Source organism: Martinezella calliandrae (assembly GCF_030272695.1).
Lineage (GTDB): Bacteria > Pseudomonadota > Alphaproteobacteria > Rhizobiales > Rhizobiaceae > Rhizobium > Rhizobium calliandrae.
The window spans coordinates 1-13,324 of record NZ_JARFYN010000032.1 but is presented as its reverse complement, the minus strand read 5'-3'; the positions used below and the strand labels follow the sequence as shown (position 1 = coordinate 13,324).

14 protein-coding genes are annotated in these 13,324 nt (G+C 59.1%); 11 read left to right on the top strand and 3 right to left on the bottom strand.

Annotation, left to right across the window (positions count from 1 at the left end):
- Positions 1-777 (top strand): tRNA1(Val) (adenine(37)-N6)-methyltransferase, encoded by a 777-nt coding sequence (locus tag PY650_RS22170; RefSeq protein WP_285881707.1) that lies wholly within the window; start codon positions 1-3, stop codon positions 775-777.
- A 23-nt stretch (positions 778-800) separates the two neighbouring features.
- Here the strand turns inward: PY650_RS22170 and PY650_RS22165 are convergent, their stop codons facing one another.
- Positions 801-2,135, bottom strand: a complete 1,335-nt coding sequence (locus PY650_RS22165; protein WP_285881706.1) for an Nramp family divalent metal transporter — start codon at positions 2,133-2,135, stop codon at positions 801-803.
- 271 nt (positions 2,136-2,406) lie between these two features.
- On the opposite strand from PY650_RS22165, the gene PY650_RS22160 reads away from it, so the two are divergent.
- Positions 2,407-2,670, top strand: coding sequence for a hypothetical protein (locus PY650_RS22160; RefSeq protein ID WP_285881705.1), 264 nt, complete (start codon positions 2,407-2,409; stop codon positions 2,668-2,670).
- Here PY650_RS22160 and PY650_RS22155 read toward each other — a convergent pair.
- Complete coding sequence (locus PY650_RS22155) at positions 2,645-2,779, bottom strand: hypothetical protein (RefSeq protein ID WP_285881704.1); 135 nt, start codon at positions 2,777-2,779, stop codon at positions 2,645-2,647. The genes PY650_RS22160 and PY650_RS22155 overlap by 26 nt on opposite strands.
- Before the next feature lie 88 nt (positions 2,780-2,867).
- Complete coding sequence (gene gltS / locus PY650_RS22150; protein WP_285881703.1) at positions 2,868-4,073, bottom strand: sodium/glutamate symporter; 1,206 nt, start codon at positions 4,071-4,073, stop codon at positions 2,868-2,870.
- A 363-nt stretch (positions 4,074-4,436) separates the two neighbouring features.
- Between gltS and PY650_RS22145 the strand changes: the two genes are divergently transcribed.
- The 9 genes from PY650_RS22145 to PY650_RS22105 form a co-directional block, all read left to right on the top strand.
- Positions 4,437-5,486 carry a helix-turn-helix domain-containing protein gene (locus PY650_RS22145; protein ID WP_285881702.1) on the top strand — a complete coding sequence of 350 codons (1,050 nt, stop codon included), beginning with the start codon at positions 4,437-4,439 and terminating at the stop codon, positions 5,484-5,486.
- Between the two features lie 231 nt (positions 5,487-5,717).
- Positions 5,718-6,767, top strand: coding sequence for an alpha/beta hydrolase family protein (locus PY650_RS22140; RefSeq protein WP_285881701.1), 1,050 nt, complete (start codon positions 5,718-5,720; stop codon positions 6,765-6,767).
- A gap of 125 nt (positions 6,768-6,892) precedes the next feature.
- Positions 6,893-7,129: a hypothetical protein gene (locus tag PY650_RS22135; protein WP_285881700.1), complete on the top strand. Its 237-nt coding sequence runs from the start codon at positions 6,893-6,895 to the stop codon at positions 7,127-7,129.
- Positions 7,130-7,197: 68 nt separating this feature from the next.
- The gene (locus PY650_RS22130; protein WP_285881699.1) at positions 7,198-8,058 is read left to right on the top strand and encodes a S49 family peptidase; all 861 of its coding nucleotides are present in this window, start codon (positions 7,198-7,200) and stop codon (positions 8,056-8,058) included.
- Positions 8,059-8,074: 16 nt separating this feature from the next.
- Positions 8,075-8,266, top strand: coding sequence for an NfeD family protein (locus PY650_RS22125; RefSeq protein WP_285881698.1), 192 nt, complete (start codon positions 8,075-8,077; stop codon positions 8,264-8,266).
- Between the two features lie 123 nt (positions 8,267-8,389).
- A complete protein-coding gene (locus PY650_RS22120) occupies positions 8,390-9,349 on the top strand; it encodes a glycine--tRNA ligase subunit alpha (protein WP_285881697.1) in 960 nt (319 codons plus the stop codon).
- Between the two features lie 86 nt (positions 9,350-9,435).
- Positions 9,436-9,987, top strand: a complete 552-nt coding sequence (locus tag PY650_RS22115; protein WP_285881696.1) for a LemA family protein — start codon at positions 9,436-9,438, stop codon at positions 9,985-9,987.
- A gap of 83 nt (positions 9,988-10,070) precedes the next feature.
- Positions 10,071-11,327 (top strand): 3-phosphoshikimate 1-carboxyvinyltransferase, encoded by a 1,257-nt coding sequence (locus PY650_RS22110; protein WP_285881695.1) that lies wholly within the window; start codon positions 10,071-10,073, stop codon positions 11,325-11,327.
- 79 nt (positions 11,328-11,406) lie between these two features.
- Positions 11,407-13,324 (top strand): DUF2207 domain-containing protein (locus PY650_RS22105; RefSeq protein ID WP_285881694.1); only part of this gene is annotated, 1,918 nt, incomplete at its 3' end.

Below are 13,324 nucleotides of genomic sequence, written 5' to 3'. Positions count from 1 at the left end.
ATGGCCGACAACCTTTCCGAGACCATCGATGCGTTCCATCGCGGCGCATTCCATATCGTCCAGCCGAAGGGCAGGGGCCATCGTTCCGGCATGGATGCCATGTTGCTTGCGGCGCTCGTGGCCGATGACCGCGCTATCAGGGTAGCCGACCTTGGTGCCGGCGCGGGGGCGGCCGGCATGGCCATTGCCTCCCGGCTCGAGCAGGCGAAGGTGGTGCTGTTCGAGCGCTCGCCGGAAATGGCCGAGTTTGCCCGCAAGAGCCTAATGCTCCCGGAGAATGCCCGCTTTGCCGACCGTGTCGCTGTTGTTGAGGCCGATGTAAGCCTGACCGGAAATGCGCGCAACGAGGCTGGTCTCACCGATGACAGCTTTCATCATGTCGTCATGAACCCGCCTTTCAATGATGCCAGCGACCGGTTAACGCCGGATGCGTTGAAAGCGCAGGCCCATGCTATGAGCGACGGCCTGTTCGAAAGCTGGGTGCGAACGGCGGGCGCGATCATGATTCCCGGCGGGCAATTGTCGCTGATCGCCCGGCCGCAATCGATCGGCGAGATCATCGCCGCTTGCGGCCGCCGTTTCGGCGGCATCGAGATCACGCCCATCCATCCGCGCGAGGGCGAAAATGCCGTTCGCATCCTGGTGACGGCGGTCAAGGGCTCGCGGGCACGGCTGGCGCTGCGGGCGCCGCTCATCATGCACGGCGAGGGGACGCACAAATTCTCCGACTTTGTCGATGACCTCAACAATGGCCGTGCCGCCTATCCCCGAAGTTAGCGCAAGTGAAATCAGGGAATGCCTCAAAACGCGTCGAAGATCAGCTTGACGTTCAGAACGGCTATGATGAGGGCTATGATATAGGCGACGGTGGTCAGCCAGCGTGGCGCGACCAGCTCGCCCATCTTGGTCTTGTCGGCGGTAAACATGACCAGCGGGAAGACGGCGAAAGAAAGCTGCAGGCTGAGCACGACCTGGGTCAGGATCAGCAATTCCGCCGTACCGGCGTCGCCGAACCAGATCGTGACGATCCCGGCGGGGGCGATCGCCAGCCCGCGTGTCACGAGGCGGCGCAGCCAGGGTTTCACCTTCAGCCGCAGAAAACCTTCCATGACGATCTGCCCGGCAAGCGTAGCCGTCACCGTCGAGTTGAGGCCGCAGCAGAGAAGGGCGATCCCGAACAGCGTCGGCGCAATCGCCAGGCCGAGGAGAGGCGCCAGCAGCGATTCCGCCTGGGCGAGCTCGACCACATCGTTATGGCCCCGCGCATGAAACGCCGCCCCGGCGAGAATGAGGATGGAAGCGTTGATGAGCAGCGCAAAGGTCAGCGCCACGGTCGAATCCATCGTGGCATAGGTTAGCGCCTCTTTCTTTTCCGGCAGCGTTTGACCGAATGCGCGGGTCTGCACGATGCCGGAGTGCAGATAGAGATTGTGCGGCATGACGGTCGCGCCAAGGATGCCGAGCGCGAGGTAGAGCATGTTCGGATCTCTGACGATCGCGGTTGTCGGCAAAAAGCCCCTGATGACCTCGCTCCAATTGGGATCGGCAAGGAAAACCTGAATGCCGAAACAGAAGGCGATGACACCGAGCAGGGTGATGATCAGCGCTTCCACCCACCGAAAGCCCAGCCGCTGCAGGAAAAGAATGAGAAAGACGTCGAAAGCGGTGACCAGCACGCCGAATTCGAGCGGCAACCCGAAGACGAGATTGAGGCCGATAGCGGTGCCGACGACTTCTGCGATATCCGTCGCGATGATGGCGATTTCCGCCATCGCCCACAGGGGCACGGAGACGAAGCGCGGAAAGGCGTCTCGGCATGCTTGGGCCAGATCGCGGCCAGTGGCGATCGCCAAGCGCGCGCAGAGCGCCTGCAGCACCACGGCCATGATGTTGGACAACAGCGCGACGGTCAGCAGCGCATAGCCGAATTTCGATCCGCCCGCGAGCGATGTCGCCCAGTTGCCGGGGTCCATATAGCCGACGGCGACGAGATAGCCCGGACCCGCATAGGCGGCGATGCGGCGCAGCGTCGAGCCGCCCTTGGCCGTTTCGACAGAGCGGTAGACATCGGAAAGAGGGCCCTCTTGCCGATCGTGACGCCAGCCCGCATCGGGCTTGGGTTTCATGATATCCATAGGGATTCCGCAGGCTTCGATCCCGCAAGAGGTAAGCGGTTTAGAATGACAATACAATTCATTCGCAACAAGAAAAACCATTCCAGGCCACGTTCGCATCGCCTGTGACTTTCCTGCAATCCGCAATAATGGAGGAAAATCCCCGACAACGAATTTGCTCAATAATGAAGCGGACGAGCCTTCATTCTGTTGTAGCAAAGATTGTTGGAACGTTTTTTTATACCGGGCGTTAGTTTTAGTCGTTTTATCCGAATGCTCACCGAAAGCCGAAATGCGGCTGAGCACCGGAGATGATCAAGATGGATCCCGCCACGAATTTGATGTCGATGATGAGCCCGATGATGGGCGGCATGATGAATCCGATAATGAGTGGTATGACGCCGATGATGAACTCCATTATGGGCGGCATGCCATGATGCAGATGATGACGGGCAAGATGACCTGCAAGATGACACCGAAAGACATGGTCTGCCAGAGGATGCCGATGGAAGGCATGGACAAGAATATGTTCATAGAATGCCGCAAGCGCGCATGATGTCCATAATGTCGTCCGGCATGTCGATGATGATGTGCGGCAACATGATGATTTGCGGCACGATGGAAGCGGCCTGATCCGTCGGGCTGCCGCAATCCCCGAATAACAAGCAGACCTCCATCTGCCTCTGGCCGCCCGCAAGGGCGGCCCTTTTTTCACTGACGCCTTAGCCGTGAACTACAAATGCGCAGGACCAATTACCGAACAAGGAACCCAAGGATTGCTGCATTTGCCAGATCGATGAAGAACGCAGAGACGAGCGGTAGAATGATGAATGCGATGGTTGCTGCCCCGTGAGTTTTGGTTACCGCCGTCATGTTGGCGATTGCCGTCGGGGTCGCTCCAAGCGAGATGCCAAAGAAGCCTGCGGAGATCACGGCCGCATCATAAGTGCGACCCATCGCAGGGAAGACAACGAACATGACGTAAACGACGACCGCAACCGTCTGCACGGCGAGGACGATCACAAGCGCGGTGCCGAGTCCGCTTAGAGCCCACAACTGCATGCTCATCAGCGACATTGCGAGAAAGACGTTCAACGAGAGATCGGAGATCAGCGAGAGCGCTCGCGTGCGTGTCGGCCAAGGGAGGCGCGGTGCGAGCAGCGGTACGGTGTTCGTCATCACGATCGCGACCAGTAAGCAGACGACGAACAAGGGAAGATTGACGCCAGCTTCCACGATGATCTCATGCAAGGCGTACCCGATAAGAATGGCGATATTGGTCACCAGCAAGGCTCGCAGCAGGCTGACATAGCTGACATCATCTTCATGGCTGGTTTCTGCAGCATGCGATACACCGATCACCAGCTCTTCCGCGGCGGAGCCGCTCAGGCTATGGCGTTTGATCAGGTATTGCGCGGTCGGTCCGCCGATGAGGCTGGCGATGACAAGGCCAAGCGTTGCGCTCGCAATTCCGATTTCAAGCGCATTCGTCAATCCGAAGCGACCGGTGATAATCGGTGCCCAGGCAATCGTTGTGCCGTGACCGCCGATTAGAGACGTAGAGCCAAGCAAGATTGCCATGCCATCGGGGAGGCCGAGCATGTCGCTCATTCCGATGGCGATCGCGTTCTGGATGACGAGAAATACAAGCGTGACACCCAACAAGATAAGAAACGGCTTGCCGCCAGCCACGAGGTCGGAGAGCCTGGCGTTGAGCCCGACTCCGGTGAAGAAATAGAGAAGAAGCATGTCGCGTGCAGCGAGCGTAAAGCTGATCTCCAAACCGAAGAATTCGTACGCAATCAGCGTTATCAATGCGGCAAGTAAGCCACCTGTCACCGCCTCGGGTATGCTCCAGCGAGCAAGGAGGGGAATGAAACGGTTGAGGTTTGCACCAGCGAAGAACACGAGGATCGCAATGGTGAACGATTGCAGTCCCGGGATCTGCATTACCGACATGGACCACCTTCACCTTGGTTGCAGCCGAGCCCGCCTTTGCCCGTCACCATGACATGCGCCGGACGAATAGACGAGCGGAAAAGAGGCTCGGTACTCTCGTTCAAAAGCATTAAGATGGTCATGTATCGGCGCGCAATTGAATGTGGCATCCTAGGAGACCGAATTCGGTAATTGCCAGTGACCAGAGCAAAGGCAATCAATGGCCGCGATTGGCGCAGGAGCGGTTATAGCGCCCGTTATATGATTTGCTATCGTGCGACGGCGCGAAACCGCTGAAACAAGTGTCGCTTTTGATCGGTATTTTCGCGAATTCCAGATGACGCTCGGATACGAATAAAAGACCTCACATGATAATAGTCATCCATGCCATCGATTCCGCTGCCGTTCGTCGTTTCACTTCTACTCTGCCTTATCCTTGTGCGGATGGTCCGACAGGGAGAGCGAAAGGTTGGCCTATTTTCGCTGCTCGTCGCGAGCCTCGCCGTTCAAGCGGTTTTGTTGGGACTGAACTGGAACATCGGTTGGTATCCGGCACGCTTTATCCAGCCGATCGTCGCGGCGCTTCTGCCGGGGCTCTCCTTCGCAGCCTTCGATCAGCTCCATCGTAACAACGCCGCGAAATTCTCAGACCTGTGGCTACACGTAATACCGGCGAGCTTTGTGGCAGGTCTTGTCGCCTTCTGGCGCACGCCAATCGATTTCGTTCTTTTTGCGACCTGTCTCGGATACGGACTTGCCCTGCTGCGGGTGGCGCGGCAGGGGCCAGGTGCACTTGCCGCAGTGCGGATCAACGATGAGTGGACCGCGCATAAAGCGCTCGTCGCAGTGGCGGTTTTGCTTATTACGACGGCCTTTATCGACGCAACGGTAGCGCTCGATCTTTCCTTCGGCGAAAGTCAGCAGGCCCGAACGGTCCTAACCGTTGCAAATGTCCTTTGGCTGGCGGTTGCTGGCTATGCCGCTACGGTTGCCTACAACGCCCGTCCCGATATGGACTCCAACGCGACGGAGCGGAGCTTCGCAACTCCCGAAGCTCTATCTTTCCCGTCCTCTTCAAGCAGCGAGGAGGACGCAACCATAGCGCAGCGGATCGATGCGCTGATGAGCGCGCAACATCTCTATCGCGACCCGGACCTGACACTGGAACGCCTCGCGCGGCGAGCGGGCATACCTGCACGGCAGATTTCTGGCGCTCTGAACCGAGTTCACGGTCGCAACGTCTCACAGATCGTGAACGAGTACAGGGTCGGCGATGCGAAGCGACGGTTGGTCGCAACAGGTGATCCGGTGACAGTGATCATGCAGGAATCCGGGTTCGGCACGAAGTCGAACTTCAATCGGGAGTTTATGCGTATCATGGGCATGACCCCTAGCGCCTATCGCCGCGTCGGTGGTGAAATACCTTTGCCCTGAGGCGCGGACTGAGGCCCGCGTCTCCTCGCAGTCCTCCGCCTCGGGCGACAATCATTAGACTAAACGACCTGGATCGCGATCTCGGACGTCCAAGATCGCGTTCGAGGGCGAGCTGGCCTGTTTTCCCGTCAATCTTGAGCCTGAGCACACGTCATCCCGGGTTGCCTAATAATCCAAGTGCGCTGCGGGGATTGACGGTATGTCGAGGATGAGAGCCACAAGAGGGGCACAATGAAATTATTGATGAAAATTTCGCTAATGCTTTGTGCCATCGCGATAATGCAGCAATCGGCCTCTGCCAGCGGAGATGTCGGCGTGCGTCAGGTTGCGGTTCCCTCCAAGGAGCGGGGCAGCGATCTCGCTGTGACTGTTTGGTATCCGGCAGACTCAGGTGGCAAACCGGTCTCGCTTGGTGAGAGCCTCTTTTTTGTGGGGACGCCCGCCATGCTCGACGCTCCGATCGCGTACGGGAAATTCCCCCTGGTATTGCTTTCTCACGGCGCTGGATTGGCAGGAAATGCACAAGCCTTGAGCTGGATTGCGATGCCCTTAGCGAAGCAGGGGTTCGTTGTGGCCGCCCCTACTCATCCCGGAAATACAGGTGCAAACCGATCCGCAGCGGAAACGATGAAACTTTGGTTGAGGCCTGCGGATATCACTGAGACCCTGAACGCGACGAGAAAAAACGCTGCTTTTAGAGAGCACCTTGAGCTTAACAAGGTAGGGATCCTTGGGCTTTCAATGGGCGGCAGCACGGCGTTGGCAATAGCAGGTGCTCGCATCGACTCCAAACGCTTGGCGAGCTATTGCGATACGGACGCGCTCAATTCTTCGCTTTGTGAATGGGTCAGGCAAAGCGGCGTCGATTTACATGCCATGGATTTGACGTTGGCCGGTCGCGACAATGAAGATGCGCGCGTCAGATTTGCTATGGCGATTGATCCTGGGCCTGTCGATGTCTTTGAATTCAGTACCTTTTCCCGAATTTCAATTCCCGTTGTCCTCGTAAATCTAGGTCAACCCGGAAAAATCCCTCTGACCGTGCAGGCCGCTAAAATTGCAGAAGCCATTCCACATGCGACATATTCCACGATCGAAGATGCGAGCCACTTTAGCATGTTTCCCGAATGCAAACCCGGTGCAGCCGAGATCGCCGAATCTGAAGACCTAGGTGATCCGATCTGCTCGGATGGTAGAGGACGCTCACGGAACGAAATCCATGCACAGCTGATCGATATGGTTGTTACCGCATTTAGTCGAGCGTTGAAGACAAGCCCCTAAGAGACCGCACGATGTGACCGACCGAAAGCAAGCGACATAATTGGGGTTGCCACGCGACACCACAGGGACAAAACCCATGAACGGAATCCACATCAAGAAGGGCCGAGCAGAAGCGGGAGCCCGCCGTGTCGGCGCGTTGGCAGCCTGGCTGGACATGCGGAAATCCTGATCACAACCCCACAAAACTAATTTTTTTGATCTACGAATGTAGAGGGGCGACGCCCAATCTTGGCGGGAACGGAGAAAAGCTTTTCCAGGCTGCCGTGCTTGCGGCGAAAGCCGGTCCTCCCTTCCCCTCAACCTCTCTTCATATTGATGAAAAACTATGCCGGCAGAAGGAAGCCGAGCGCGAAATGCAATGATTGATGTTGCGTTTGCCGTTTCCATGCATACATCACCTGCAGCAAACATCATGAATCAGGAACGACGAATGGCTGGATTTTTCAGGCGCATGCTTCCGAAGCGGTTTCGCAAGGATGAAGTGGTTGTCCCTGTCGTCCGGCTGAGCGGCGTCATCGCGTCCGGCGGCGGTCCTCTCCGGCAGTCGCTGAATTTGGCGGGTGTCTCACTGGCGCTGGAAAAGGCCTTCAGCATGAAGGCTGCCCCGGCCGTTGCGATCGTCATCAATTCGCCGGGCGGTTCGCCGGTCCAATCGCGGATGATCTATAATCGCATCCGCGATCTTGCTCGTGAGAGAGAGAAGAAGGTGCTGGTCTTCGTCGAGGATGTCGCGGCATCCGGCGGCTATATGATCGCGCTGGCAGGCGATGAGATCATTGCCGATGCCACTTCCATCGTCGGTTCCATCGGCGTCGTTTCAGGCGGGTTCGGTTTTCCGGAGCTGTTGAAGAAGCTCGGGGTGGAGCGCCGTGTATATACTGCCGGCGAAAACAAGGTGATCCTCGATCCGTTCCAGCCGGAGAAAGAAAAGGACATTGAATATCTGAAGAGCCTGCAACTGGAAATCCACAAGGTTTTCATCGACATGGTGCGCGAGCGTCGGGCGGGTAAACTTGCCGGCGACGAGGACGTGTTTTCCGGCCTCTTCTGGACCGGCGGGCGCGGTCTGGAACTGGGCCTGATCGACGGGCTCGGCGATATGCGCCAGGAACTGAGGAAGCGTTTCGGCGACAAGGTCAAGCTTGAGCTGGTCACGACGCCGCGCAGCCTCTTCGGCCGCCGTGCGCCGGGCATTTCCCTTTCGGGCATGGACGGCATCGGCGCCGGCCTTGCCTCTGGACTTGCGGAGGTGGCAGAGGAGAAGGCATTGTGGGGGCGGTACGGATTGTAACCGGGAGTGCCGCGAGATGCCGCAGATCATCTTCTTCATCGTCGCCGTCGGCGGTATTTGGTTTCTTTATCGGCGCTTCGTGCGCGATGCCCAAAAGCTCACCGAGAAATCGCGCCGCGCCGAAAGCGAACGGCGCACAGGCGCCATGGGCACGCTGGTAAAGGACCCGAAAACAGGGGAGTATCGGGTGAAGCGGGATGATGAATAGCGTCAGATAGCTGGCGGAAACAGGAAAGGTGACCGCGACGGTTTGGCGCGAAAGCCTTGACCCTTCCGTCTCGCCGTGGCACCTGTCCGGCAAATAATCCATTACCTGAAGAAATCGATCTCCATGACCGCGACCCCGCCCGACAACATGAATCCGAAGCGCTCGTTCCAGGCGCTGATCCTGACCCTGCACAATTATTGGGCTGACAAGGGTTGCGCGGTTCTTCAGCCCTACGACATGGAAGTCGGCGCTGGCACGTTCCATCCGGCAACCACGCTGCGCGCGCTTGGCCCGAAGCCGTGGAAGGCCGCCTATGTGCAGCCGTCGCGCCGGCCATCGGACGGTCGTTATGGCGAAAACCCCAATCGCATGCAGCACTATTATCAATATCAGGTCATTCTGAAGCCGAACCCGCCAAACCTGCAGGAGCTTTACCTCGGCTCGCTCGCGGCAATTGGCCTCGATCCATTGGTGCATGATATCCGTTTCGTCGAGGATGATTGGGAAAGCCCGACGCTTGGCGCCTGGGGTCTCGGCTGGGAATGCTGGTGCGACGGTATGGAAGTGTCGCAGTTCACCTATTTCCAGCAGGTCTGTGGCATCGAATGCGCACCGGTCGCCGGCGAATTGACCTATGGTCTCGAACGGCTGGCAACCTATGTCCAGGGCGTCGACAGCGTCTACGATCTGAATTTCAACGGTCTCGAAGGCGACGAGAAGATCACCTACGGTGATGTCTTCCTGCAGGCAGAGCAGGAATATTCCCGGCATAATTTCGAGTACGCCAACACCGAGATGCTGCACCGCCACTTCATCGACGCAGAAGGGGAATGCCAAGCGCTGCTCGCCGCCGGCGCGCCGGGCGACAATGCCAATCAGCTCCTGCACAAGTGCGTGTTCCCCGCTTACGACCAGTGCATCAAGGCCAGCCACGTCTTCAATCTGCTCGATGCCCGCGGCGTGATCTCGGTCACCGAACGGCAGAGTTACATCCTGCGTGTCCGCACGCTGGCGAAAGCCTGCGGCGAAGCTTTCCTGCTGACGGATGCAGGCGGGGCGAACTGGGACAAGCAGGCAGCCTAAGTCCTTCATAGAATGGCGAAAGCGGATGACAACATCCGCGAAGGCGCATAGTCTCCCGTGCATTGTAATCGCAGCGGGGGTTCGCGATGTATCTTATTTTGGCGGTCATCATTCTGGCCGTGCTTTACGTCGTTTTCATCTACAACGGTCTCGTTCGCGCCAGACAGGTGGCGGAGGAGGCATGGTCCGGTATCGACGTGCAGTTGAAGCGCCGCGCCGACCTGATCCCCAATCTGATCGAGACCGTAAAAGGCTATGCGGCCCATGAGCGGCAGACGTTGGAAGAGGTCGTGGAACTGCGCAACAAGGCCCAGGCCGTGCCACCGGGCGATGTCGCTGCTCGTGGCCAGGTGGAAGGCCTGCTTTCGCAAGCTCTCGGCCGTGTGATCGCGCTTGCCGAAGCCTATCCCGATCTGAAAGCCAATGCCAATTTCCTCGAATTGCAGCGTTCCCTCGAAGGTATCGAGGACGAAATCCAGATGTCGCGACGGTATTACAATGGCGCGGCCCGCGATCTAAACGTCAAGGTCGAGAGCTTTCCCAACAATCTTCTCGCCGGTTCCTTCGGTTTCACCAAGCGTGCCTTCTTCGAAATCGCGAACGAGGCCGATCGCGCCGTTCCATCCGTCAAATTTTGAGATTTCTGCTACCGGTTTTGTATTCCAGGCGGTAAAGGAAGCCGCAGGCCGTCGGCCGCTTTCCTGATTGACCAAAGAGATTGATGATGGGTAGAGCCAAACTCACGATTATCCCCCCCGGCAAGCCGCTAACCGGACGCGCTATGCCGCCGGGGTCAAAGTCGATCACCAACCGCGCGTTGCTGCTTGCCGGCCTCGCGAAGGGAACGAGCCGGCTGACGGGCGCGCTGAAGAGCGACGACACGCGTTATATGGCCGAAGCGCTGCGCGCGATGGGAGTGACGATCGATGAGCCCGACGACACCACGTTCATCGTCACCGGCAGCGGCAAGCTCAACTCGCCTGTCGCGCCCCTATTTCTCGGCAATGCCGGCACCGCGACGCGCTTCCTGACGGCTGCCGCTGCGCTCGTCGACGGCAAGGTGGTGGTCGATGGCGACGCCCATATGCGCAAGCGGCCGATCGGCCCGCTGGTCGATGCTCTGCGCTCTCTCGGCATCGACGCGACTGCCGAGACCGGCTGCCCGCCGGTCACCGTCAACGGTACCGGTCGCTTCGAGGCGAACCGCGTGCAGATCGATGGCGGCCTCTCCAGCCAATATGTTTCCGCCCTTCTCATGATGGCCGCCGGCGGCGACCGTCCGGTTGATGTCGAGCTGCTTGGCGAACATATCGGCGCGCTCGGCTATATCGATCTCACGGTCGCCGCAATGCGCGCTTTCGGCGCCAAGGTCGAGCGCCCCAGCCCGGTGACCTGGCGCGTCGAGCCGATTGGCTACCATGCGACCGATTTCCCCGTCGAACCCGACGCGTCGGCTGCGACCTATCTCTGGGCGGCTGAGGTGCTGACCGGCGGCAAGATCGATCTCGGCACGCCGGCGACAGAATTCTCGCAGCCGGACGCCCGCGCTTACGACTTGATCTCGCAGTTTCCGCATTTGCCCGCCGTTATCGACGGATCGCAGATGCAGGACGCCATTCCGACGCTTGCGGTCCTTGCCGCCTTCAACGAAACGCCAGTGCGTTTCGTTGGTATTGCCAATCTCCGCGTCAAGGAGTGCGATCGCGTCCGGGCACTGTCGAGCGGCCTGTCGCGCATCTTTCCTGGCCTCGGCACCGAAGAAGGCGACGACCTGATCGTTGCATCCGACCCGAGTCTTGCCGGCAAAGTGCTGCCGGCCAAGATCGATAGCTTTGCCGATCACCGCATCGCCATGAGCTTCGCGCTTGCCGGGCTCAAGATTGGTGGCATCACGATTCTCGACCCCGATTGCGTCGCCAAGACCTTCCCGGCCTATTGGGATGTTCTCGCGTCATTAGGGGTCGCCCACAGCGACTGACACTGCCTCAGGGCAGGCGGATAAAGATTTGGGCATGTGCGGCATCCTGATTGGTGCCGTCGGATCACATGGGGGTGTGATGACGCGTTGGCTTTCCGGACTCTTTGTCGCCTTGCTCTTGCTGTTTTCCGCATCAATTGCGTCGGCCACCGAAGTCATCAACGCTTTCGATCAGGCCATTACCCTCAATCGCGACGGCTCAATGCATGTCACCGAGACGATTGCGGTAAATGCGGAAGGCCGGGCCATCCGTCGCGGTATATTCCGGGACTTTCCGCTAACTCTCGTCGATTCCGCCGGCCGCCAGGTGCAGGTGGATTTTGACGTTGTCTCTGTCGAGCGCGACGGAGCGCCGGAGGACTGGCGCAAGGAACACATCGAAGGCGGGGAGCGCATCTACATCGGAAACGCCGATCGGATCATAAACCGCGGTCCGCATACCTTCCGTATCACCTACAACACGAACAGGCAGATCCGCTATTTTGACGATCACGACGAGCTTTATTGGAACGTCACCGGCAATGGCTGGCAATTCCCGATCCTTCGCGCTTCGGCCACCGCCACCCTGCCGGATGGTGCGAAGCCGCAGCAGATTGCCTATTACACCGGGCCCATCGGCTCGACGGGCCGGGACGCGAGCGCCAGTGCGGAGGCGGACAGGATCACCTTCGTCACGACACTGCCCCTGGCCCCGGGCGAGGGCCTGACGATCGCCATCAAACTGCCGAAGGGCGCGATCGCGGCGCCGAGCAGCAGCCAGCAATGGCGTTGGTTCATCACCGACCATCTCGACGCGATCATCGCCATCAGCGGCCTGTCTTTAGTGTTCGCCTACTATCTCCGCAGTTGGATCGCCGTCGGGCGAGATCCGCCGCGAGGCGTGATGGTTCCGCGTTGGGATCCGCCCGATGGCATTTCGCCGGCATTGGTCAACTATATCGACAATAGAGGTTTTTCCGGTGCGGGATGGACGGCGCTGTCGGCAACCGCGATCGATCTTGCGGTGCGCGGCTATGTCGTCCTCGACGATCTGAAGAGCAAGGTCGTCATCCGCATGACTGGCAAGGCCGGCAGCGATCTCGGCGGCGGCGACAAGGTGCTCATGCAGGCCCTCGGGCCATTCTCCCCGCTTGTCATCGACAAGGAAAGCGGCCAGTCGGTGCAGCAGCTCGGCTCGAAATTCCGCAGCGCCATTGAGCGCGACCATCGCGGCGAATATTACAAGGCCAATTCGCTCTACATTACTGCCGGTATTGCCGCGTCGGTGCTGATCCTGGCCGCTATCGTCATCTTCGGCCGCCTACATGAGAATGCACTGCCGCTCATCGTGTTGCCGGGCATCCTGTCGATCGTCGTCACGATCTTTGCCGGCGCGATAGGTCGGACGTTCCTTCGTCACGATGCCGGTCTCGGACGGCGCATCTTTTCCGTGCTGGTCTTCGCCTTCATCGGGTTCGTCATGGTGTCGGTCATCACCAGCGTTTTCGCGGCGTTGGTTGCGCCGCTGATGAAAGCGGGCGAACTGGCGTTGGTGGCCGGCATCGTCGGCATCTTCGCTCTCAATGTCGTCTTCTTCTTCCTGATGGGGGCGCCAACGCCGCTCGGACGAAAGATGACAGATGGCATTGCTGGCTTGCGGCAATATCTGACGCTCGCCGAACGCGACCGAATGAACATGCAGGACGCGCCGCAGATGTCGCCGCAGCACTTCGAAAAACTGCTGCCCTATGCAGTCGCACTCGGCGTCGAAAAGCCCTGGTCGCGCGCTTTCGAAGCCTGGCTTGCCACAGCCGCCGGGGCAGCGGCAGCGGCGTATGCGCCGGTCTGGTATTCCGGCGATTTTCGCTCGGGTAATATCGGCGGAACGATCGGCGACTTCTCTTCCTCCATGGCATCCACGATCGCGTCTACCATCCCGGCGCCGGTATCGAGCTCTTCCTCGGCATTTTCCGCGGGAGGCGGTGGTGGCGGCGGCTTCTCCGGCGGCGGAGGAGGGG

Bases quoted from the DNA above. Each gene is read 5' to 3' on its own strand.
- PY650_RS22170 (WP_285881707.1), top strand. From the start codon at position 1: ATGGCCGACAACCTTTCCGAGACCATCGATGCGTTCCATCGCGGCGCA.
- PY650_RS22165 (WP_285881706.1), bottom strand. From the start codon at position 2,135: ATGGATATCATGAAACCCAAGCCCGATGCGGGCTGGCGTCACGATCGG.
- PY650_RS22160 (WP_285881705.1), top strand. From the start codon at position 2,407: ATGCGGCTGAGCACCGGAGATGATCAAGATGGATCCCGCCACGAATTT.
- gltS (WP_285881703.1), bottom strand. From the start codon at position 4,073: ATGTCGGTAATGCAGATCCCGGGACTGCAATCGTTCACCATTGCGATC.
- PY650_RS22145 (WP_285881702.1), top strand. From the start codon at position 4,437: ATGCCATCGATTCCGCTGCCGTTCGTCGTTTCACTTCTACTCTGCCTT.
- PY650_RS22140 (WP_285881701.1), top strand. From the start codon at position 5,718: ATGAAATTATTGATGAAAATTTCGCTAATGCTTTGTGCCATCGCGATA.
- PY650_RS22130 (WP_285881699.1), top strand. From the start codon at position 7,198: ATGGCTGGATTTTTCAGGCGCATGCTTCCGAAGCGGTTTCGCAAGGAT.
- PY650_RS22125 (WP_285881698.1), top strand. From the start codon at position 8,075: ATGCCGCAGATCATCTTCTTCATCGTCGCCGTCGGCGGTATTTGGTTT.
- PY650_RS22120 (WP_285881697.1), top strand. From the start codon at position 8,390: ATGACCGCGACCCCGCCCGACAACATGAATCCGAAGCGCTCGTTCCAG.
- PY650_RS22115 (WP_285881696.1), top strand. From the start codon at position 9,436: ATGTATCTTATTTTGGCGGTCATCATTCTGGCCGTGCTTTACGTCGTT.
- PY650_RS22110 (WP_285881695.1), top strand. From the start codon at position 10,071: ATGATGGGTAGAGCCAAACTCACGATTATCCCCCCCGGCAAGCCGCTA.